This window comes from Curtobacterium sp. MCBD17_021, assembly GCF_003234525.1.
Classification (GTDB): Bacteria; Actinomycetota; Actinomycetes; order Actinomycetales; family Microbacteriaceae; genus Curtobacterium.
This window is the reverse complement of the sequence record NZ_QKTS01000012.1, coordinates 24447-45094: the sequence shown is the minus strand read 5'-3', so window position 1 is coordinate 45094 and position 20648 is coordinate 24447. Positions and strand designations below refer to the sequence as shown.

Sequence of the window (20648 nt, the reverse complement as noted above, 5' to 3'; positions counted from 1 at the left end):
CGACGCGCTCAGCCAACCAGCAGCAGGCCCGGTCAGACCGGACCGGTCGCGTCACTCAACTGTAGCCCGGAAGACGCGCGTGGTCTCGTCGACCACACCCACTCCGAGCTCGAGGACCTCGACGTCCTCCAGGCGCTTCCGCAGGATCACCTTGCGAGCGGCTGCGACCTCGTCATCGACCCGCGCACCCTTCATGAGGATGAGTTGCCCGCCGGAGCGGACGAGGGGGACGGTCAGCGGGATGAGCTTCGAGAGGGCGCTGACGGCACGCGCCGTAACTTGATCGAGCACGAGCTCATCGGCGACGTCCTCAGCGCGCGCGCGGACGACCGTGACGTTGGTCAGGCCGAGTCGGTCGGCTTCACCGCGGAGCCACTCGGTCCGACGCTCCATCGGCTCGATGAGCGTCATGGACACGTCCGGCCGGGCGATGGCCAGCACGAGACCGGGAAGGCCAGCCCCTGATCCGACGTCGCCCACCGATGCACCTTTCCGGAGCAGCGGTGCGAGCAGCACAGAGTTGAGTATGTGTCGAGTCCACAGCCGGGGCAGCTCGAGCGGCCCGATGAGACCCAGCTCCTCGCCACGGCGCGCGAGTTCGCTCGTGAAGGACCGCGCGCCCTCGATCTGCGCCCCGAAGAGGGTTGCGGCAACGGCCGGCTCCGTCTCCAGGACAGGAGGCTCGGAACCGGCCGTGGTGTCGGCGTCGGTCATCGGGTGACGACGGTGTGACGGTCGCGACCCTCGCCCTCGGACTCCGAGTGGAAGCCCTTCTCGGCGACCAGGTCGTGCACGAGCTTCCGCTCGTAGGACGACATCGGCGGCAGGGCAGCAGTGGTCGAACCGGCTTCGATGCGCTCGACGGCGGTGTCGACGAGACGCTGCAGCTCCGTGGCCCGCGCATCACGGGATCCACCGATGTCGAGGATCAGCCGACTGAACTCCCCGGTCTCGGCCTGCACGGCGATGCGGGTGAGCTCCTGCAGCGCGGACACCGTGTCCGGCTTCGCGAGCACCCGGAGCGCCTCACCGTCGTCCGTCACGGTCAGGTACACCCGACCGGCGCGCTCCTCGATCTCGATGTCACCATCGAGGTCGCAGATGTCGAGCAGCTCTTCGATGTAGTCGGCCGCGATGTCCGCTTCGTCGCGGGTCTCGTCCTCGCCGTCCTCCTCGGGCGCCTGGCCCAGGACCTGCTCGTCCTCGGTGGTGTCGACGACAGCTGCGGTGTCCTGCTCGGTCACTTGCTCTTCCCGTTCTTCTTGGCGCGCGACTTGCCGACCGGCTGCTGCCGCTGAGTGGTGACACGTGCCTCGACCTCGGCCACCGAGGCGCCGGTGCCGGCCTCCGTCAGGACACCGGCGGTCGCCGGGGTGCCGCGCCGCTGGGCCTTCTTGGCCAGACGCGCCTCGCGGGCGAGGGCAGCCTCGGAGCCCGGGGTCGGCATGCTGCGGATGACGAAGTACTGCTGCGCCATCGTCCAGATGTTCGAGGCGAGCCAGTAGAACATGACGCCGAGCGGGAACGAGAGACCCGAGATCACGAACACCAGCGGGAGGATGTACAGCATCATCTTCTGCTGGCGGTACATCGGAGACTCCTTGGTCTCCGGCGACATGTTCTTGGCCACGAGCTGCAGCTGCGTGATGAACTGCGAGGCGGTCATCACGACGATCATGAAGCCGGCGATGACCCGGACTTCCCAGCCGGACGCGTTCGTGAACGTCTCGTGCAGTGGGGCGCCGAACAGGGCCGCGTTGCCGAAGTCGGCGGCGAGCTCGTTCGTGAGCAGACCGATGCCGGCCTTGTTGATCTGCGCCTCGTGCAGCACGGAGTACAGCGAGAAGAAGATCGGCATCTGGATCAGCAGCGGCAGGCAGGAGCTCAGCGGGTTCGTCCCGGTCTCCTTGTAGAGCGCCATCGTCTCGCGGGACATGGCCTCGCGCGAGAACTGGTCCTTCTTGCCCTTGTACTTGTCCTGGATCTTCTTCAGCTGCGGCGCGACCTCGAGCATGCGACGCTGCGACTTGATCTGGCGCACGAAGATCGGGATCAGCGCGGCGCGCACCACGAACGTCAGGAAGATGATCGACAGGACCCACGTGATGCCCGCTGACGGGTCCATCCCGATGGTCTCGAAGAGCCAGTGGAACCCGACGAGGATCGCGGACACCACCCACTTGAGCGGCCAGAGGAGAGTGTTCAGGATCTCCATGAGGAGGTCACGCCTTTCGAGTGCGCTGGGGGAGCAGCACCGGTCGGACCGTGCCGGCCGAGTTCTGCTGTTGCTGCGGGCTCGGTGCGAGCACGAACCCGAACCGACTGACGTTGAAGGGGCGGCGACGTTCCCTGACGTCGTCGATCCCACCGGCGGCCCAGGGGTTGCACCGTGCGATCCGCCACGCTCCCATGGCCGATCCGCGGATGACGCCGTGCTGCTGGATCGCCTCGAGCGCGTACCGGGAGCACGACGGGTGGTACCGGCACACGTTGCCGTAGAGCGGTGAGATCACCGCACGGTAGGCCCGGAGCACGACGACGCACGCGTTGCGCGGGAGCAACGCGACGACCCAGAGGAACCGGTTCATGCTGCCTTCTCCACACCGCGCGCGAAGGAGCGCGTGATGTCTTCGAGCAGGGTAGGCCATCCGGCCTGCGCAGCGGCTGGCAGTGCACGAACGACGACGTCGTACCCGAGCGGGGCGCTCGGGAGGAGTCCGTGTGCGATGGCCTTCAGTCGGCGGCGCACCAGGTTGCGCGTCACCGCGTTCCCGACGGTCTTCGCCACGATGAACCCGAACCTCGTGGGACCACGATCGTCGTCGAGGCGACGGACCACCGACACGACGGCGTGCGCCGTGGCGCTCTTGCGGCCACGGCGCACGACCGTTCGGTAGTCGTCCCCTCGGACGATGCGGTTGGCTCGGGCCAACACGGCGAGGACCCCGCGGATCAGGCGGAGAGCTCGGTGCGCCCCTTGCCGCGGCGTGCGGCGAGGATGGCGCGGCCGGCGCGGGTGCGCATGCGGGCCCGGAAGCCGTGCTTCTTGGCGCGGCGGCGGTTGTTCGGCTGGAAGGTGCGCTTGCTCATGATGATCTCCACACGGCTGCTCGCGGCGAGCCGTCACGTATGCGTTGGTTGACGCGGAAGGCGCGACCGAACGGCCGCAGTCAACTGGACAACGGTACGTGACGACGGCTGACAGGTCAAACGCCGCTGCCCCGCCGGGCCGACCGTCCGCGCCACGACCGATTCTCCACACTGGGGACAACTTCCGTTCGGTGCGACGCGGTCTGGTCCTTTACAGTTGTGTCACTGCACGGCCGGATGCCCGGTACTGCGGGGGAGCACCCCGTCGGTCGCCGTCCACCAGGCCGCGGAACACTCTGTGGACAACCCTGTGGGAAGCTCGACGGTGGACCGGCGCCCAGAACACCGCGCTGACCGTCCACGAAGCGCGGGGTGCTGTCGGTACGGCCCGCGTGTCGCCGGTCGTCCACCACGAGACGCCGCCCCCGCGGACACAGCACCACCCCGAAGCCGCAACCGAGCAACGAGACCAGGAGACGAGCGGACATGACGATGCCGGCCGACCCCGTCGAGGACCTGTGGTCGTCAGTGCTCGGGATCCTGTCCGACGACGACCGGATCACCCCCCAGCTGCACGGCTTCCTCAACCTCGTCGAGCCGAAGGGCGTGCTCGCCGGGACCCTGTACCTCGAGGTGCCGAACGACCTCACCCGCGGCATGCTCGAGCAGCGCATCCGGGTTCCCATCACCGAGGCGGTCTCACGCATCGGTGACGACTCGGTGGTGAACTTCGCGATCACGGTCAACCCCGACATGGCCTCGGAGCCGCGGGTCGACGCGGTCGCGGTGCCGTCCTACGCCGAGCCCGTCCAGGAGCAGGTGCAGCAGAGCGCCGCTCCCCGCCAGTACATCGAGGCGCCGTTCGTCCCGAGCCAGGTCGACTCCCCGGGCACCAGTGGTCGCCCCGAGTCCCGGCTCAACCCGAAGTACAACTTCGACAACTTCGTCATCGGTGCCTCGAACCGGTTCGCCCACGCAGCCGCGGTCGCCGTGGCGGAAGCGCCGGCGAAGGCGTACAACCCGCTCTTCATCTACGGCGACTCCGGTCTCGGCAAGACCCACCTGCTGCACGCGATCGGTCACTACGCCGAGAGCCTCTACCCGGGGATCCGGGTGCGGTACGTGTCGAGCGAGGAGTTCACGAACGACTTCATCAACTCGATCGCGAACAACCGCTCGAACCAGTTCCAGCAGCGGTACCGCGACATCGACATCCTGCTCATCGACGACATCCAGTTCCTGCAGGGCAAGGACTCGACGCAAGAGGCGTTCTTCCACACCTTCAACACCCTCCACGACCACAACAAGCAGGTCGTGATCACGTCGGACGTCGCCCCGAAGCACCTCACCGGCTTCGAGGACCGGATGCGCAGCCGCTTCGAATGGGGCCTCATCACCGACGTGCAGGCGCCGGACCTCGAGACCCGGATCGCGATCCTCCGCAAGAAGGCGCAGTCGGACCACCTGCAGGTGCCGGACGACATCCTCGAGTTCATCGCGTCGAAGGTGTCGAGCAACATCCGCGAGCTCGAGGGCACGCTCATCCGGGTGACCGCGTTCGCGAGCCTGAACCGGACGGCCGTCGACATGGCGCTGGTGCAGACGGTCCTCAAGGACCTCATCACGCTCGACGAGGACAACGTCATCGCGCCGACGGACATCATCAACCACACCGCGGAGTACTTCAAGCTCTCGGTCGACGACCTCTACGGCTCGTCCCGCTCACAGGCGATCGCGACCGCCCGCCAGATCGCGATGTACCTGTGCCGTGAGCTGACGAGCCTGTCGCTGCCGAAGATCGGTCAGCTGTTCGGGAACCGTGACCACACGACGGTCATGTACGCGAACAAGAAGATCGCGGAGCTCATGAAGGAGCGCCGCTCGATCTACAACCAGGTCACCGAACTGACCAGTCGGATCAAGCAGGACCGCCGGTACCGGTAGCGAGCGGCTCCCCGCCACCCCCCCGTCCAGGAGGCCCGTCCCAGACCCGGGATCGGCCTCCTTCTGCGTGTGTCCACCATCTGAGACGGTTCCATGCGGCGGATTCCCCACAGTGTGGAAAGCCTGTGGATAACTGTGGAGGACACGCCGCTCGCTTGTTCACAGGCGGAGGAGTGGTTGTGGAAACTGGGGATGGAAGTGGATAGACGACCAATCCTCATCCAGAGGGCGCTCACACGCCGCCAACAAGTCACACGGTTGTAGTTCCCAGTCCAGGAGCGGCATCCCCAGAGTTGTCCACAGTGTGCACAGGCGTTAAGACCATTACTCCTCTCTTCTCTCTCCCTCTCCCTGGGCCAACCTTGTGGACGGCGGGATGACAGGAATCCGCGGTCTCCCGCCGCTGTGCCACAATGGGGCGGCCGGGCAGTCAACCGATCGACAGGGGTCCACGCTGTGAAGTTCGAGGTCAACCGGGACGTCTTCTCCGAAGCCGTCTCCTTCGCGGTGAAGCTCCTCCCACAGCGCACGACCCTCCCGATCCTCTCCGGCGTGCTGATCCACGCAGACGGTGACCGGCTGACGCTCTCCTCGTTCGACTACGAGGTCTCGGCCCAGACGTCGATCGCCGCCCAGATCGACGACCCCGGCACCGTGCTCGTCTCCGGCCGGCTGTTGAACGACATCGCGAGCCGCCTGCCGAACGCCCCGGTCACGTTCTCCACCGAGGACTCCCGCATCACCGTCACCTGCGGCTCGGCGCACTTCACGCTGCTCTCCATGCCGGTGGAGGAGTACCCGACGCTCCCCGAGATCGGTCCCCAGACGGGTGTCATCCCGGGTGACTCGTTCTCCGAAGCCGTGTCCCAGGTCGCCGTCGCCGCCAGCCGTGACGACGTCACCCCGGTCATCACCGGCGTCCAGCTCGAGGTCGGGGAGAGCGACGTCTCGCTCATCGCGACCGACCGCTACCGCGTCGCCGTCCGGACCATCCAGTGGGACTCGGGTCGCCCCGGCGGAGAGGCCGACTCCGCGACGACCCTGCACGCGCTCGTCCCGGCCCGGACCCTCCAGGAAGTCGGCCGCACGTTCGGGTCGGCGACCACCGTCTCGGTCTCGATCAGCGGCGGTTCCGACCGTGAACTCATCGCGTTCCAGGCCGACGACAAGACCGTGACGTCCCTGCTCATCAAGGGCAACTACCCGCCGGTCCGCCGGCTCTTCCCCGACACGGTGCAGGACCACGCGGTGATCAACACCGCTGAACTGGTCGAGGCCGTCCGACGGGTCTCCCTCGTCCTGGAGCGCGAAGCGGCGCTCCGGTTCTCCTTCTCGGTCGACGGGCTCACGCTCGAGGCGATCGGTTCCGAACAAGCGCAGGCGTCAGAGTCGATCGATGCGTTGCTGACCGGTGAGGAAACGGTGGTCTCCCTGAAGCCGGCGTTCCTCCTGGACGGGTTGAATGCGGTGCACTCCGAGTTCGTCCGGATCTCCTTCACGAAGACTGAGAACCCGAACAAGCCCGGACCGGTCCTGATCACCGGGCAGTCCTCGCGAGAGGAACCTGCCACGGACGGGTACCGGTACCTGCTGCAGCCCAACCTGCTGCTGCGCTAGCCGCAACAGCCATCCAGCGCTGGCGCGTGGACACCAGCATCAGCGCGACATCGACGAAGAAGAGGAAATCATGCAGATCGGTCTTGTCGGCCTCGGGAAGATGGGCAACAACATGCGTGCGCGTCTGCGCAACGCAGGGATCGACGTCGTCGGGTACGACGCCAACCCCGCCGTCTCGGACGTCGCCGACCTCGGCGCCCTGGCAGAAGCCCTCACCGACAGCAAGCGTCTCGTGTGGGTCATGGTCCCGCACGGCAAGATCACCCACGACGTGATCACCGACCTGGCCGGCGTGCTCGGCGAGGGCGACCTCGTCATCGACGGTGGCAACTCGAAGTGGCTCGACGACACCATCCACGCCGAGCAGCTCGCTGCCAAGGGCATCCGCTACATGGACGTGGGCGTCTCGGGCGGTGTCTGGGGCAAGGACAACGGCTACGGCCTCATGGTCGGCGGTGCTGCCGAGGACGTCGAGTTCGCGATGCCCGTCTTCGACGCACTGCGCCCCGAGGGTCCGCGCGAAGAGGGCTTCTCGCACGCCGGCGGCATCGGCGCGGGCCACTACGCGAAGATGGTCCACAACGGGATCGAGTACGCGATCATGCAGGCGTACGGCGAGGGCTACGAGCTCCTCGAGGCGAAGGACATCATCAAGGACGTCCCCGCCGTGTTCGCCGGATGGCAGCGCGGCACCGTCGTGCGCTCCTGGCTGCTCGACCTCATGGTCCTCGCGCTCAACGAGGACCCGAAGCTCGACGCCATCGAGGGCTACGTGGAGGACTCCGGCGAGGGCCGGTGGACCCTGGAAGAGGCCATCGAGCACGCGGTGCCGATGCCCGCGATCTCGGCGTCCATCTTCGCGCGCTTCGTCTCGCGTCAGGGCAGCGCGTCCCCGACGATGAAGGCCGTCGCGGCGCTCCGCAACCAGTTCGGCGGCCACGCCGTCAAGAAGGCGTAGCCGGTCGGGGTAACCCCCTCGACCCGTTTCGGCCCGCGTGCACGTCGACCATCTGCAACTCTCCGACTTCCGGAACTACCGGGAGGCGGACGTCGACTTCGCACGCGGGCCGAACCTGTTCGTCGGTCGCAACGGCCAGGGCAAGACCAACCTGGTCGAGTCGATCGGCTACCTCTCGACCCTCGGGTCGCACCGCGTCCCCACCGACGCCGCGCTCGTGCGGCAGGGATGTGACTCGGCGATCGTCCGGGCACGGCTCGCGCACGAGGACCGCAGCATCCTCGCCGAGGTGCAGATCAACCGGACCGGGTCGAACCGGGCGCAGGTGAACCGGTCGGCCATCAAGCCCCGCGAGCTCCCGCGCTACTGCACGAGCGTGTTGTTCGCCCCCGAGGACCTGGCTCTCGTGCGCGGGGAGCCCTCCGGCCGGCGCCGCATGATCGACGAGCTCCTCGTCCAGATCGCGCCGCGCATGCAGGGCGTCCTCGCCGACTACGACCGGACGCTCCGGCAGCGCAACACCCTGCTGAAGTCGGCACGGGCGAGCGGGGCGAAGGCCGGGGCGCTCTCCACGCTCGACGTCTGGGACGACCGGCTCGTGGCGTTCGGCGCCGAGATCATCGCCGCCCGCGACCACCTCACCCGCCGACTGGCACCGTTCGTGACCGAGTCGTACGCGACGGTCGCGGGTGAGCGGCACCAGGCGTCGATCGCCGGTGTCCTCAGCGTGCGGGGTGCTGATCCGGAGGACGCGGCGGCCACCGACCCGGTCCTCGGGACGCCCGAGGAACCCGTCACGGTCGCGTCCGCAGCAGAGGCGTTCCGCGTGGCGCTCGAGCGCCGTCGGCGGGACGAACTGGACCGCGGTCTGACGCTCACCGGACCCCATCGCGACGACGTGCTCTTCGAGCTGAACGGGTTACCGGCCCGCGGGTACGCCAGTCATGGTGAGTCCTGGTCCTTCGCGCTGGCCGTTCAACTGGCGTCGGCGACGATCCTGCGTGCCGAGTCCTCTCTCGGCGACCCGATCATCATCCTCGACGACGTGTTCGCGGAGCTCGACGAATCCCGCCGTGAGCGCCTGGCCGGGGCGGTCGCGGACTACGAGCAGGTGCTCATCACGGCCGCCGTGCACGGCGACGTGCCGGGTCAGCTCGCGGCACACACCGTGCGGATCGAGGCGGGCGCGATCGTCCGGGACGCGGACGACGCCGCGGACGGGACGGCACCCTGATGCCGAAGCCCTGGAAGCCGGCCGAGCCGTCGCGCGTCTACCAGCACTTCAAGGCGGTGTTCGGCGACCCGTCGAAGCGCGGGGTCGACGCCCGGCGCCGACGCGCAGCCGGACAGGACCCGGACTCGGTGCCGTACGGGAAGGGACGTGAACCCACCGGCCTCGGTGACGTGATGGGTGCGCTGACTGCCGAGCTCGGCTGGACGGAGCCGCTCGCCCGGTCCGAACTGTTCGTCGACTGGCCGAGCGTCGTCGGCGAGGAGCTCGCGAAGCACTCGAACCCGGTGACGATCGAGGACGGTGCGCTCGTGATCCGGTGCGACTCGACGGCCTGGGCGACCCAGCTGCGACTCATGCGCGGGACCGTCACGACGACGATCGCGCAGCGGTACCCGGCGGCGGGCGTGGAATCGATCCGGGTTTCCGGCCCGGACGCCCCCACGTGGAAACGTGGCCTCAGGTCGGTCCAGGGGCGCGGCCCCCGCGATACCTACGGTTGACCAGACGAAATCATCCATCTGTCGGAAGTTCGTCGCTCTGTGAGCCGTACGGCCTCCGGTCGGAGCCGTCCCTGCGGTAGACTGGCGAGTGCAGTGCGCGGGTGTTCCGTGCGCAGGCAGGAGCACTCCCGACATGACATCTGAATCTGACGACGAGCAGCGAGACCCGCAGAGCGACGAGGCCCAGCCGCAGGAGCAGGCCCCGCAGAGCGAACCATCGTACGGCGCGGACCAGATCCAGGTGCTCGAGGGGCTCGAAGCCGTCCGGAAGCGCCCGGGCATGTACATCGGCTCGACCGGTCCCCGTGGTCTGCACCACCTGGTCCAGGAGATCGTCGACAACTCCGTCGACGAGGCACTCGCCGGGTACTGCGACACCATCGACGTCACCATCCGTGAAGACGGCGGCGTCCGGGTGGTCGACAACGGCCGAGGCATCCCGGTCGACATCCACCCGAACGAGGGCATCTCGACGGTGCAGCTCGTCCTGACCGTGCTGCACGCCGGCGGCAAGTTCGGCGGCGGCGGCTACGCGGTTTCCGGCGGGCTGCACGGGGTCGGGTCCTCCGTCGTGAACGCGCTCTCGAGCGAACTCGACGTCGAGGTCCGTCGCCAGGGGCACGTGTGGCGGCAGAGCTACACCGACGGTGTCCCCGTCGCGCCGCTGTCGCAGGACGAAGCCTCCGACGAGACCGGCACGACGATCACGTTCTGGCCGAACGCCGAGATCTTCGAGTCCGTCGAGTTCGACTACGAGACGCTCCGTACCCGGTTCCAGCAGATGGCGTTCCTCAACAAGGGACTGCGCATCACCCTGACGGACGAGCGCACCCCCGACGAGGGCGAAGAGGCCCGCAAGGACTCCTTCCGCTACGAGCGCGGCCTGGCCGACTACGTCGAGTACCTCAACGCGCAGAAGAAGGCCGACCTGGTCCACCCCGACGTCATCGGTTTCGAGGCCGAGGACACCGAGCGCAAGATCGCGCTCGAGGTCGCGATGCAGTGGAACACCTCGTACCAGGAGAGCGTCCACACCTTCGCGAACACGATCAACACGCACGAGGGTGGCACCCACGAAGAGGGCTTCCGCGCGGCACTGACGACGCTCGTCAACCGCTACGCGCGTGAGACGAAGATCATCAAGGAGAAGGACGACAACCTCACGGGTGACGACATCCGCGAGGGCCTGACGGCCGTCATCTCCGTCAAGCTCGGCGAACCGCAGTTCGAGGGCCAGACCAAGACGAAGCTCGGCAACACCGAGGCGAAGTCCTTCGTCCAGCGCGTCGTCGGCACGGAGCTCGTGCACTGGTTCGAGAGCAACCCGTCGCAGGCGCGTGACGTCGTGCGGAAGGCGATCCAGGCCTCCCAGGCCCGTCTCGCCGCCCGCAAGGCCCGCGAGACCACCCGGCGCAAGGGGCTGCTCGAGTCGGGCGGCATGCCCGGCAAGCTCAAGGACTGCCAGTCGAAGGACCCGACCCTGTCGGAGATCTTCATGGTGGAGGGCGACTCCGCCGGCGGTTCCGCCGTGCAGGGGCGCAACCCGATGACGCAGGCGATCCTGCCGCTGCGCGGCAAGATCCTCAACGTCGAGAAGGCCCGCCTCGACCGTGCCTTGGCGAACCAGGAGATCCAGTCGATGATCACGGCGTTCGGTGCCGGCATCGGCGAGGACTTCGACCCGGACAAGGCCCGATACCACAAGATCGTGCTGATGGCGGATGCCGACGTCGACGGCCAGCACATCACCACGCTGCTGCTCACGCTGCTGTTCCGCTACATGCGGCCGCTCATCGAGCGCGGCTACGTGTACCTCGCGCAGCCGCCGCTGTACCGCCTGAAGTGGTCGAACGCGGCCGACCAGTACGTCTTCAGCGACCGCGAGCGCGACGCGATGCTGCAGTCCGGCATCGCCGCCGGCAAGCGCATCCCGAAGGACAACGGGATCCAGCGCTACAAGGGCCTCGGCGAGATGGACTACAAGGAGCTCTGGGACACCACGATGAACCCGGACACCCGCACGCTCCTGCAGGTCACGCTCGAGGACGCCGCCGCGGTGGACAGCGTCTTCGCGACGCTGATGGGCGAGGACGTCGAGTCCCGTCGCCAGTTCATCCAGCAGAACGCGAAGGACGTCCGCTTCTTGGACATCTAGGCCGGGAGGCGCGGCGCACGCCGCGTCGACCCGACCCGACCCCTTCTGGTCGCGCCCGGCGTGACCAACGGACGACGAGCCTCCAGGCTGTCAAGGAAGGCAACGCAAGCACATGGCTGACGACAACGAGAACGGCGCCGACGAGCCCGAGATCGTGCACGGCTCCAGCGGGGACATCGTCGTCTCCGGTGACCGCATCTCGCAGGTCGACCTGCAGCTCGAGATGCAGCGCTCGTACCTCGACTACGCGATGTCCGTCATCGTCGGCCGTGCCCTGCCAGAGGTGCGCGACGGTCTGAAGCCGGTGCACCGTCGCGTGATCTACGCGATGTACGACGGTGGCTACCGGCCGGACCGTGCCTTCTCGAAGTGCTCGCGCGTCGTCGGCGACGTCATGGGTCAGTTCCACCCGCACGGCGACAGCGCGATCTACGACGCACTCGTCCGGCTCGTGCAGCCGTGGTCGCTCCGCTACCCACTCGCGCTCGGTCAGGGCAACTTCGGGTCGCCGGGCAACGACGGCGCCGCAGCCCCGCGGTACACCGAGACGAAGATGGCCCCGCTCGCCCTCGAGATGGTGCGGGACATCGAGGAAGAGACCGTCGACTTCCAGGACAACTACGACGGTCGCACGCAGGAGCCGTCGATCCTGCCGTCGCGGTTCCCGAACCTGCTCGTCAACGGTTCCGTCGGCATCGCGGTCGGCATGGCGACGAACATCCCCCCGCACAACCTGCGCGAGGTCGCCGCCGGTGCCGTCTGGGCGCTCGAGCACCCGGACGCCACGCGTGAAGAGCTCCTCGAGGCGCTCATGCAGCGCATCAAGGGTCCGGACTTCCCGACCGGGGCGCAGATCCTCGGCACCCGCGGGATCGTGGACGCCTACCGGACCGGTCGTGGCTCCATCACCATGCGCGCCGTGGTCAACGTCGAGGAGATCCAGGGCCGCACCTGCCTCGTCGTCACCGAACTGCCGTACCAGGTCAACCCGGACAACCTGGCGATCAAGATCGCGGAACTCGTCAAGGACGGCCGTCTCGCCGGCGTCGCCGACATCCGCGACGAGACGTCGGGCCGGACCGGTCAGCGGCTCGTCATCGTGCTGAAGCGTGACGCGGTCGCCAAGGTCGTGCTCAACAACCTGTACAAGCACACGCAGCTGCAGGAGAACTTCGGCGCGAACATGCTCGCCATCGTCGACGGAGTGCCGCGCACGCTCGCACTCGACGGGTTCATCAGTGCGTGGGTCGACCACCAGATCGAGGTCATCGTCCGGCGGACCCGGTTCCGCCTGCGTGAGGCCGAGAAGCGCGCGCACATCCTGCGTGGGTACCTGGCGGCGCTCGACGCCCTCGACGAGGTCATCGCCCTCATCCGCCGGTCGCCCGACGTCGAGGAGGCTCGGAACGGCCTCATGGAGCTGCTCTCGGTCGACGAGATCCAGGCCCGCGCGATCCTCGAACTCCAGCTGCGTCGTCTGGCCGCTCTCGAGCGCCAGAAGATCCACGAGGAGGCCGAAGCGCTCGAGCTGAAGATCGCGGACTTCGAGGACATCCTCGCCCGTCCGGAGCGCCAGCGCTCGATCATCATCGACGAGCTCACCGAGATCGTCGACCGCTTCGGTGACGACCGTCGGACCGAGATCATGCTCGGCTTCGACGGCGACATGAGCATGGAAGACCTCATCCCGGAAGAAGAGGTCGTCGTCACCATCACCCGCGGTGGCTACGTCAAGCGCACCCGGAGCGACCAGTACCGCTCGCAGCACCGCGGCGGTCGTGGTGTCCGCGGCGCCCAGCTCCGCGCGGACGACGTCGTCGAGCACTTCTTCGTCACGACGACCCACCACTGGCTGCTGTTCCTCACCGACCAGGGCCGGGTGTACCGCGCGAAGGCGTACGAGCTGCAGGAGGCCGGGCGCGATGCCAAGGGCCAGCACTCGGCGAACCTCCTCGCCATGCAGCCGGACGAGCAGATCCAGCAGGTCCTCGACATCCGCGACTACGAGGCAGCGCAGTACCTCGTCCTCGCGACCGAGCAGGGTCTCGTGAAGAAGACCGCGCTCACCGAGTACGACACGAACCGCACCGGCGGCATCATCGCGATCAACCTCCGTGAGGGTGACAAGCTCCGGTCCGCGCTGCTGGTCGACGAGCACGACGACCTGCTGCTGGTCTCCCGCCACGGGATGTCGCTCCGCTTCACGGCGACGAACGACACCTTGCGCCCGATGGGTCGATCGACCTCCGGCGTGAAGGGCATGTCCTTCCGTGGTGACGACTCGCTGCTGTCGGCGTCGGTCGTGTCCGACGACGGGTTCGTCTGGGTCATGACCGAGGGCGGCTACGCCAAGCGCACCTCCGTCGACCAGTACCGCACCCAGGGACGCGGCGGCCTCGGCATCAAGGTGGCCCGCCTGGCAGCCGATCGCGGTGACCTGGTCGGTGCGCTCATCGTCGGCGAGGACGACGAGGTGCTCGTCGTGCTGCAATCGGGCAAGGTGGTAAGGTCTGCCGTGGCCGAGGTCCCCGCCAAGGGACGCGACACGATGGGGGTCGTCTTCGCGAGGTTCGCGGAGAACGACCGGATCATCGCCGTGGCCCGGAACAGTGAGCGGAACCTGGACGACCAGGCGGACGCCGAGATCGAGCCCGCGGGCCCGGTCGAGACCGTCAGCCCGGACGAAGCGGTCGCCGACGCCGCCGACGCAGAGCTCGTGGAGGAAGTCTCCACCGACGCGCTGCCCACCGACGCCGCGCCTGTGGAGGCCGGAGAGGACGAGTCAAGCAATGAGTAGTGTCGCCGAGAAGCTCCAGCGGAAAGCGAAGCGGCCCGTCGGGACTCGTCAGGTCCGACTCCGCCTGGTGTACGTCGACTTCTGGTCGATGGTGAAGCTGTCGTTCCTCATCGCCCTGGCCGGCTCGATCGTGATCGTCGTGGCCACGGCGCTGGTGTGGGTCATCCTCAACCAGACCGGCGTCTTCGACCAGGTCGACAGCCTGTTGAAGGACGTCACCGGTCAGAACAGTTACTCGATCATGGACCAGTTCTCGCTGGGCCAGGTCCTCGGGTTCTCGATCGTCGTCGGCATCCTCAACGTCGTCGTCGGGACCGTGCTCGGTGCGATCGTCAGCGTCCTGTACAACCTCAGCGTGCGGATCACGGGTGGCGTGCTCGTGGGCTTCACCAACAACTGACCCGGTCCGGGTGGGCCGATCGGCTCGATTTCGCTCCAGCGCGATCGTACGGTAGGCTTTCATCCGGTCTGAGGGGCTATAGCTCAGGCGGTTAGAGCGCTTCGCTGATAACGAAGAGGTCCAAGGTTCAAGTCCTTGTAGCCCCACCACAACTCAACTCCCGCGTCGGAACTCTCGACGTGGCGGCCGGTTCGGTCGCTCCGGGGCCTTAGCTCAGTTGGTAGAGCGCTGCCTTTGCAAGGCAGATGTCAGGAGTTCGAATCTCCTAGGCTCCACTCCCTCTGCGTGAGCTCTGCTCCGCTCGTTCCTCGGTTCGCCGCGGTCGGTCGTCGTGCCAAGCCGCGCCGCCGCTCCTGCGGCGCGTCGTCGTCGTCGGTGGTCGGCTCCTCGTCGCTCGTACGCTGAGGTTGCGCGACGTGCCGCGCGCTGTTCCTCGAGGTTCCGGAATGTGCTGCTCTCGACGCTCGAGGTGCGCGAATTCTGGAACCTCGACGGTGGGACGGCGGGACGGCCGGGTGTTGTGCGAGCTCGAGGTCGGCGGGCCGGCGTGCGCCGCTCGGGCCTCCCGGGAACGACGAAGGGCCCCGGCACAGCGCCGGGGCCCTTCGAGCGAACCAGGAGGTCAGGCGGCGGGCTTGCCCGCGTTGTCAGCGTCGTCGGCGACCCACAGGTCGTCGTCGGCGCGGAGCGTCTGGTACGCCGCGTAGGCAGCACCGGCGACCGCGACGACACCCACCACGATGAGGGCGACCCCACCGAAGCCGATGCCCTTCTTCTCCGGGACGGGAGCCTGCTTGAGGAACACCCCGCCTCGCTTCTGCGCTTCCTTCACGATCTTCTGGACACGCGGGTCCTTCGCCAGGTCCCCGACGCTGAGCACGGAGCCAGCGGTCGAGATGAGGCCGGGCACGACCTCGGACTGGAAACGCTGCGAGGCACTCTGAGCGGCAGAGGTCGCAGCGTGCACGCCCGTCGCGACCGCGGGACGGAGCCCGTTGTCGATCGCGTTCTGGACGCGGGGAGCGAGGTCCTTCCGGGCAGCATCGGCGGCGTGTCCCCGGGCCTCGGCCAGGATGGCGTTCGCGTGCTCCAGGACCTTCCGCTGCTCCCCGAGGAGCGTCGCGGTCTTGCCCTTGAGCTTCTTGATCTGCTTCCGGCGCTTGCGCGGGATCTCGATCGACATTCGGTACCTCCATGGGTCGACGTGCCCCCATCCTGCCACCAGGTCGGCTGACAGGTCACAGATCACCGGCTGTGCGTCCCGTGCAGATCCAGCGCCACATGAGAGAATCGGGTCATGTCTCTGCACACCGCTGTCGCAACGATCCACACCAACAAGGGCGACATCCGCGTCAACCTCTTCGGCAACCACGCCCCGAAGACCGTCCAGAACTTCGTCGGTCTGGCGACCGGCACGCAGGAGTGGACGCACCCCGGCACCGGCAAGGTGTCGACCGACAAGCTCTACGACGGCGTGGTCTTCCACCGCATCATCAAGGACTTCATGATCCAGGGCGGCGACCCGCTCGGCCAGGGCATCGGCGGCCCGGGTTACCGCTTCGACGACGAGATCTCGCCGGAGCTCACGTTCCAGAACCCGTACATCTTCGCCATGGCGAACGCCGGTATCCAGGGCGGCCGCGGGACCAACGGCTCGCAGTTCTTCATCACCACGGTGGCGACCCCCTGGCTGCAGGGCAAGCACACCATCTTCGGTGAGGTCGCCGACGACGAGTCGCGCGCGGTCGTCGACGCGATCGAGGGCGTCCAGACCGACGGTCGTGACAAGCCCGTCGAGGACGTCGTCATCCAGAGCATCGACGTCGAGGACGTCTGACCCGGGTGACCGACTCCACCTCGGCTTCGTCGAACACCTGCTACCGGCACCCGGACCGGCCGAGCTTCGTGCTCTGCCAGCGCTGCGGGCGGACCATCTGCCCGGAGTGCCAGACGCCGGCAGCGGTCGGGGTGCACTGCCCCGAGTGCGTCCGTGAGCAGCGGGCGAAGTTCACGGAGAACCGTCGGGCATCCGGCCCGAGCAGCCTGACCGTCGCGCGGCGCCGCTTCGCGATGCTCGACCAGAAGGCGACGGTCGTGTTGATCGCCGTCTCGGTGGTCGTCTGGCTGCTCGACCAGCTGTCCGGGGGCTTCCTCGCGCAGTGGCTCGCGTACAACTCCGCCCTGCTGCCGACGCAGCCGTGGCGGATCGTCACCGTGCTGTTCGTGCACTCGAGCTTCCTCCACATCGCTTTCAACATGTGGGCGTTGTTCATCTTCGGTCGGATGCTCGAGAACATGCTCGGCACGTGGCGGTTCCTGGCGCTGTACTTCATCGCCGGGATCGGCGGGTCCATGCTCGTGACGTTCCTGGCCCCGGGAACCTGGGTGGTCGGGGCGTCAGGTGCGATCTTCGGCCTCTTCGCGGCGTTCTTCGTGCTGCAGCGCAGCCTCGGGAACAACGCGGTCTCGCTGTTGGTCGTCATCGGGTTGAACCTGGTCATCGGGTTCCTGCCCGGAACGAACATCTCGTGGCAGGCCCACGTGGGCGGCATCCTGGCCGGCTTCGTCACCGGCTTCGTGTTCGCGCGGACGAGGAACGTCCGGCAGCGCGGGTTGCAGACCACGCTCCTCGTCCTGGAGGCCGTGGTCGCCATCGCGCTCTGCTTCGTCGGGTACGCACTCACCTCCGCCTGACCTCACGACGGCTCACGAGAGAACGCCCCACCGCTCCGGCGGTGGGGCGTTCTGCATGCCGTCCCGGCACGGACCAGCGGTCAGCGCTCCGGCAGCGCTGGGCGTCGGCCGTTCTCCACACCTCGACCAGAAGTTGTCCACAACTGTGGAGAGACCAGTGAGTTACACCCGTGTGATTATCCCCACTGTGGACGAGCCTGTGGAGAACTCCGGCCAGGGAGTGTGGAACGTTGTGTGGAGAACCTGCCGATCTGTGGAGAACCCGGGGCGCGCCTCCCGGCGGGAGGGCCGCTGGCGAGTTCCTTGTGGACAGACGACGACGCCCGCCACACCAGCAGGTGCGATGGGCGTCGGATCGGATCGCTGGACTGCTCAGCGCCACCGGGTGGTCATGAGGAAGCCGATGAACATGATGCCGAAGCCGATGAGGATGTTCCACGAGTTCAGCGTCGGGACCGGGAGCGTGCCGCCGGAGACGTAGAAGACGATGACCCAGGCGAGACCGATGAGCATGAAGCCGAACATGACCGGCTTGAACCACACGGGGTTCGGTTGGTCCCCCGCGGTGTCGACCGAGTCGGCTCGGGTCTTCCGGGCGGGCTTGGTGCGGTCCTTGTCCATGGCCATGGCCGGTATCCTACCGTCACCAGGCGTGAGCGCGGGCCGACGGAGGCTGCTCACATCCCCCACGAGTACGGTGAACGGCCCATGACCAAGATCCTCGTCGTCGACAACTACGACAGCTTCGTGTACACCCTCAACGGCTACGTCCAGCAGCTCGGAGCGGACACCGACGTGGTGCGCAACGACGCGTTCCCGCAGGACGAGATCGCGGACCGGATCGCCGAGTACGACGGTGTGCTGCTCTCGCCGGGTCCCGGCACGCCCGCCGACGCCGGGGTCTCGATCCCCACCGTCCGTGCGGCGATCGCGGTCGACAAGCCCCTGCTGGGAGTGTGCCTCGGGCACCAGGCCATCGCGGAGGCCCTCGGGGCCACGGTCACCCACGCGGAAGAGCTCATGCACGGCAAGACCTCGCAGGTGGACCACGACGACAGTGTGCTGTTCTCCGGCGTCCCGCACCCCTTCACGGCCACGCGGTACCACTCGCTGGCCATCGTCAACGGCACCGTCCCCGATGAACTGACGGTCACCGCCCGGACTGCCGGCGGCGTCATCATGGGCGTCCAGCACCGCGGAGCCCCCGTGTACGGCGTGCAGTTCCACCCGGAGTCGGTGCTCACCGAAGGCGGGTACCGGATGGTCGGCAACTGGCTGGAGACCGCCGGACTCGACGGTGCCGCGGAGCGCGCAGCCGGACTCGGGCCGCTCATCACCGGCCGCTAGGCGGACCAGCCGGCCGGCGCCCACGGAGCGGGATCCCCGCACCGGGGCTGTCGCTGACGACGACGCCCCCGTCAGGCCGACCGGCTCGTCCGCTCGGGTCAGTCGCCCGCGCCGTCGTCGCCGTCCTGGTCGCCGGCGCCGTCCTGGTCGCCGCCGTCAGCGGGCGGAGAGAGCTGGCGCGACGGCTGGGACGATGCGGCGCAGTACGTCAGCACGACCGTGCTGCCCTGGGCGACGTCGCTGGACGGGATGCTCTGCTGCGTGACGGTGTTCCCGGTGCACGCGTACGAGGGTGACCCCTGCACCGTGAGGCCGAGGCCCCGCAGGGTCGCATCCGCGGTGGTGAAGGGCTGCTGGGTCACGTCGGGGAGCTTCACCTTGCCGTTGGACACGACCAGGTCCACGACGGATCCCTTGGGCTGCGCCCCACCAGAGGCCGGGTCGGTGCTCAGGACGGTGCCCTCGGGAGCCGTCGCCGAGTAGTCGGACGTGACCGCGCCCACCCTGAAACCGGCGTCCTCGAGTGTCTTGGTCGCCGCGTCCTGGGAGGCCGATCCGACGTCGGGGACGGCCACCTGCTCCGGACCGGTGGACACGACGAGGCGGATCTCCTGCTTGCGGGCGACGGGTGTCCCCGACCCGGGCTCGGAGCGGATCACCGTGTCCTTCGGCACGTCGTCCGACGGCTCCTCCACGCTCACGGGTGTCAGGCCACGGGCGGCGAGCCGGTCCCTCGCCTCGGTGTACGTCTGCCCCGCGACGCTCGGCACCTTGACGGAGGAACTGACCGGGGGCTTGCCGGGCTCGAGGTTGACGACGAAGTACGCGACGGCGGCGATCACCGCGACGGTCAGGACGATGCCGAGCCAGATCCAGGCCACCGGAGGTCGGTTCTGCGTGCGCTGTGGCGGGCGTTCCTGGGTGTCGTCGAGTTCCCGGAACGCGACGTCGGCCGTCGCGGCCGCGCGTGGGTTGACACCGAACAGCAGTGACGCGTCGTCGGCAGCGGCGGCGGCGAGCTTCTTCGACGAGGTCGGCACGTGACCGGCAGCGGCCTGCTGCAGGTCACGGCGGAACTCCGCAGCGTTCTGGAAGCGCCGGGTGCGGTCCTTCACGAGGGCGTGCAAGGTCACCGCGTCGAGCGCCGGGGACACCGTGGAGGTGATCGTCGAGGGAGCGACGGGCTGTTCGCTGACGTGCTGGTACGCCACGGCGACCGGCGACGCACCGAGGAACGGCGGGCGGCCGGTCAGCAGTTCGAACAGCACGATGCCGGTCGAGTACAGGTCCGTGCGGGCGTCGACGAGCTCGCCGCGGGCCTGCTCCGGCGAGAAGTAGGAGGCGGTCCCGAGGATCGACGTGGTCTGCGCGACGGTGGCCGACGTGTCCGTGATGGCGCGGGCGATCCCGAAGTCCATCACCTTCACCTGGCCGGAGTGCGTGATCATCACGTTGGCCGGCTTGATGTCACGGTGCACGACGCCGGCACGGTGCGAGAACTCGAGGGCGGTCAGGATGCCCTCGACGATGCGGGCCGCTTCTTCCTGCACGACCGGGCCCTCGGCGACGATCTCGCTGAGCGGACGACCCTCGACGTACTCCATGACGATGAAGGGGACCTGCACCTCGGCGCCCGTGGGTTCGCGGACGGTCTCCTCGCCGGCGTCGTAGACGCGGACGATCGTCGGGTGCGCCATCCGTGCCGCCGCCTGGGCCTCTTGCCGGAACCGCGTGCGGAAGGCCGGGTCGTTCGCGAGGCTCGGCTTCAACAGCTTGACCGCGACCCGCCGACCGAGTCGAGTGTCGGTCCCGACGTGGACGGTGGCCATGCCCCCTCGACCGATGACGTCACCGATCTCGTAACGGTTGGCGAGGAGCGTGATCCCCGCGGTCACACCTTCTGGCACGTACT

General features: G+C 68.0%; 20 protein-coding genes and 2 tRNA genes. 13 read left to right on the top strand and 9 right to left on the bottom strand.

Translation table 11 applies throughout. The features are described from left to right. Nucleotides 1-51: 51 nt before the first annotated feature. From rsmG to rpmH, 6 genes are read right to left on the bottom strand one after another with little or no spacing between them, the layout of a single operon-like run. Nucleotides 52-714: a 16S rRNA (guanine(527)-N(7))-methyltransferase RsmG gene (rsmG, locus tag DEI83_RS11545; RefSeq protein ID WP_111082103.1), complete on the bottom strand. Its 663-nt coding sequence runs from the start codon at nucleotides 712-714 to the stop codon at nucleotides 52-54. Next, entirely contained in the window at nucleotides 711-1244 is a 534-nt protein-coding gene (locus DEI83_RS11540) for a R3H domain-containing nucleic acid-binding protein (protein ID WP_111082102.1), read from the bottom strand. Before DEI83_RS11540 ends, rsmG begins: the two co-directional genes overlap by 4 nt. After that, nucleotides 1241-2215 carry a membrane protein insertase YidC gene (yidC, locus tag DEI83_RS11535; RefSeq protein WP_111082101.1) on the bottom strand — a complete coding sequence of 325 codons (975 nt, stop codon included), beginning with the start codon at nucleotides 2213-2215 and terminating at the stop codon, nucleotides 1241-1243. Before yidC ends, DEI83_RS11540 begins: the two co-directional genes overlap by 4 nt. 7 nt (nucleotides 2216-2222) lie before the next feature. Next, nucleotides 2223-2588, bottom strand: coding sequence for a membrane protein insertion efficiency factor YidD (gene yidD, locus DEI83_RS11530; protein WP_111082100.1), 366 nt, complete (start codon nucleotides 2586-2588; stop codon nucleotides 2223-2225). Next, nucleotides 2585-2935, bottom strand: a complete 351-nt coding sequence (gene rnpA, locus DEI83_RS11525; RefSeq protein ID WP_111082099.1) for a ribonuclease P protein component — start codon at nucleotides 2933-2935, stop codon at nucleotides 2585-2587. Before rnpA ends, yidD begins: the two co-directional genes overlap by 4 nt. Nucleotides 2936-2952: 17 nt before the next feature. Then, nucleotides 2953-3090: a 50S ribosomal protein L34 gene (gene rpmH, locus DEI83_RS11520; protein ID WP_043595303.1), complete on the bottom strand. Its 138-nt coding sequence runs from the start codon at nucleotides 3088-3090 to the stop codon at nucleotides 2953-2955. Between the two features lie 486 nt (nucleotides 3091-3576). Between rpmH and dnaA the strand changes: the two genes are divergently transcribed. The 10 genes from dnaA (at nucleotide 3577) to DEI83_RS11470 (ending at nucleotide 14970) form a co-directional block, all read left to right on the top strand. Continuing rightward, nucleotides 3577-5034: a chromosomal replication initiator protein DnaA gene (gene dnaA, locus DEI83_RS11515; RefSeq protein ID WP_111082098.1), complete on the top strand. Its 1458-nt coding sequence runs from the start codon at nucleotides 3577-3579 to the stop codon at nucleotides 5032-5034. 456 nt (nucleotides 5035-5490) lie between these two features. Further along, nucleotides 5491-6651 (top strand): DNA polymerase III subunit beta, encoded by a 1161-nt coding sequence (gene dnaN / locus DEI83_RS11510; RefSeq protein ID WP_111082097.1) that lies wholly within the window; start codon nucleotides 5491-5493, stop codon nucleotides 6649-6651. 49 nt (nucleotides 6652-6700) lie between these two features. After that, nucleotides 6701-7609, top strand: a complete 909-nt coding sequence (gene gnd / locus DEI83_RS11505; RefSeq protein WP_375334666.1) for a phosphogluconate dehydrogenase (NAD(+)-dependent, decarboxylating) — start codon at nucleotides 6701-6703, stop codon at nucleotides 7607-7609. Between the two features lie 37 nt (nucleotides 7610-7646). Beyond that, nucleotides 7647-8843 (top strand): DNA replication/repair protein RecF, encoded by a 1197-nt coding sequence (gene recF, locus DEI83_RS11500; RefSeq protein ID WP_111082095.1) that lies wholly within the window; start codon nucleotides 7647-7649, stop codon nucleotides 8841-8843. Next, nucleotides 8843-9343, top strand: coding sequence for a DUF721 domain-containing protein (locus DEI83_RS11495; RefSeq protein ID WP_111082094.1), 501 nt, complete (start codon nucleotides 8843-8845; stop codon nucleotides 9341-9343). The genes recF and DEI83_RS11495 overlap by 1 nt, the downstream gene beginning before the upstream one ends. Before the next feature lie 133 nt (nucleotides 9344-9476). Next, nucleotides 9477-11498 carry a DNA topoisomerase (ATP-hydrolyzing) subunit B gene (gene gyrB / locus DEI83_RS11490; protein ID WP_111082093.1) on the top strand — a complete coding sequence of 674 codons (2022 nt, stop codon included), beginning with the start codon at nucleotides 9477-9479 and terminating at the stop codon, nucleotides 11496-11498. 112 nt (nucleotides 11499-11610) lie between these two features. After that, complete coding sequence (gyrA, locus tag DEI83_RS11485; RefSeq protein ID WP_181431189.1) at nucleotides 11611-14295, top strand: DNA gyrase subunit A; 2685 nt, start codon at nucleotides 11611-11613, stop codon at nucleotides 14293-14295. Next, a complete protein-coding gene (locus DEI83_RS11480; protein WP_111082092.1) occupies nucleotides 14288-14695 on the top strand; it encodes a DUF3566 domain-containing protein in 408 nt (135 codons plus the stop codon). Before gyrA ends, DEI83_RS11480 begins: the two co-directional genes overlap by 8 nt. 72 nt (nucleotides 14696-14767) lie before the next feature. Beyond that, a tRNA-Ile gene (locus DEI83_RS11475) sits at nucleotides 14768-14844 on the top strand. Between the two features lie 53 nt (nucleotides 14845-14897). Further along, nucleotides 14898-14970: transfer RNA gene (locus DEI83_RS11470), tRNA-Ala, on the top strand. Between the two features lie 347 nt (nucleotides 14971-15317). Here DEI83_RS11470 and DEI83_RS11465 read toward each other — a convergent pair. Continuing rightward, nucleotides 15318-15878: a hypothetical protein gene (locus DEI83_RS11465; RefSeq protein WP_111082091.1), complete on the bottom strand. Its 561-nt coding sequence runs from the start codon at nucleotides 15876-15878 to the stop codon at nucleotides 15318-15320. Between the two features lie 114 nt (nucleotides 15879-15992). Here DEI83_RS11465 and DEI83_RS11460 point away from each other — a divergent pair, with 114 nt between their 5' ends. Together DEI83_RS11460 and DEI83_RS11455 are read left to right on the top strand one after the other, a co-directional pair. Beyond that, entirely contained in the window at nucleotides 15993-16532 is a 540-nt protein-coding gene (locus DEI83_RS11460) for a peptidylprolyl isomerase (protein WP_111082090.1), read from the top strand. 5 nt (nucleotides 16533-16537) lie between these two features. Further along, a complete protein-coding gene (locus tag DEI83_RS11455; protein ID WP_111082089.1) occupies nucleotides 16538-17389 on the top strand; it encodes a rhomboid family intramembrane serine protease in 852 nt (283 codons plus the stop codon). A gap of 372 nt (nucleotides 17390-17761) precedes the next feature. Here DEI83_RS11455 and DEI83_RS11450 read toward each other — a convergent pair whose 3' ends face one another. After that, entirely contained in the window at nucleotides 17762-18016 is a 255-nt protein-coding gene (locus DEI83_RS11450; RefSeq protein ID WP_111082088.1) for a cell division protein CrgA, read from the bottom strand. Between the two features lie 81 nt (nucleotides 18017-18097). Here DEI83_RS11450 and DEI83_RS11445 point away from each other — a divergent pair, with 81 nt between their 5' ends. Beyond that, nucleotides 18098-18736, top strand: coding sequence for an aminodeoxychorismate/anthranilate synthase component II (locus DEI83_RS11445; RefSeq protein ID WP_111082087.1), 639 nt, complete (start codon nucleotides 18098-18100; stop codon nucleotides 18734-18736). A 98-nt stretch (nucleotides 18737-18834) separates the two neighbouring features. Here DEI83_RS11445 and pknB read toward each other — a convergent pair whose 3' ends face one another. Next, the gene (gene pknB, locus DEI83_RS11440; RefSeq protein WP_258371177.1) at nucleotides 18835-20643 is read right to left on the bottom strand and encodes a Stk1 family PASTA domain-containing Ser/Thr kinase; all 1809 of its coding nucleotides are present in this window, start codon (nucleotides 20641-20643) and stop codon (nucleotides 18835-18837) included. Between the last annotated feature and the right edge of the window lie 5 nt (nucleotides 20644-20648).

What these genes read in the sequence shown, in the direction of transcription:
- rsmG (WP_111082103.1), bottom strand. Translation starts at nt 714, where the DNA reads ATGACCGACGCCGACACCACGGCCGGTTCCGAGCCTCCTGTCCTGGAG.
- yidC (WP_111082101.1), bottom strand. Translation starts at nt 2,215, where the DNA reads ATGGAGATCCTGAACACTCTCCTCTGGCCGCTCAAGTGGGTGGTGTCC.
- yidD (WP_111082100.1), bottom strand. Translation starts at nt 2,588, where the DNA reads ATGAACCGGTTCCTCTGGGTCGTCGCGTTGCTCCCGCGCAACGCGTGC.
- rpmH (WP_043595303.1), bottom strand. Translation starts at nt 3,090, where the DNA reads ATGAGCAAGCGCACCTTCCAGCCGAACAACCGCCGCCGCGCCAAGAAG.
- dnaA (WP_111082098.1), top strand. Translation starts at nt 3,577, where the DNA reads ATGACGATGCCGGCCGACCCCGTCGAGGACCTGTGGTCGTCAGTGCTC.
- DEI83_RS11495 (WP_111082094.1), top strand. Translation starts at nt 8,843, where the DNA reads ATGCCGAAGCCCTGGAAGCCGGCCGAGCCGTCGCGCGTCTACCAGCAC.
- gyrB (WP_111082093.1), top strand. Translation starts at nt 9,477, where the DNA reads ATGACATCTGAATCTGACGACGAGCAGCGAGACCCGCAGAGCGACGAG.
- gyrA (WP_181431189.1), top strand. Translation starts at nt 11,611, where the DNA reads ATGGCTGACGACAACGAGAACGGCGCCGACGAGCCCGAGATCGTGCAC.
- DEI83_RS11480 (WP_111082092.1), top strand. Translation starts at nt 14,288, where the DNA reads ATGAGTAGTGTCGCCGAGAAGCTCCAGCGGAAAGCGAAGCGGCCCGTC.
- DEI83_RS11465 (WP_111082091.1), bottom strand. Translation starts at nt 15,878, where the DNA reads ATGTCGATCGAGATCCCGCGCAAGCGCCGGAAGCAGATCAAGAAGCTC.
- DEI83_RS11460 (WP_111082090.1), top strand. Translation starts at nt 15,993, where the DNA reads ATGTCTCTGCACACCGCTGTCGCAACGATCCACACCAACAAGGGCGAC.
- DEI83_RS11450 (WP_111082088.1), bottom strand. Translation starts at nt 18,016, where the DNA reads ATGGCCATGGACAAGGACCGCACCAAGCCCGCCCGGAAGACCCGAGCC.
- DEI83_RS11445 (WP_111082087.1), top strand. Translation starts at nt 18,098, where the DNA reads ATGACCAAGATCCTCGTCGTCGACAACTACGACAGCTTCGTGTACACC.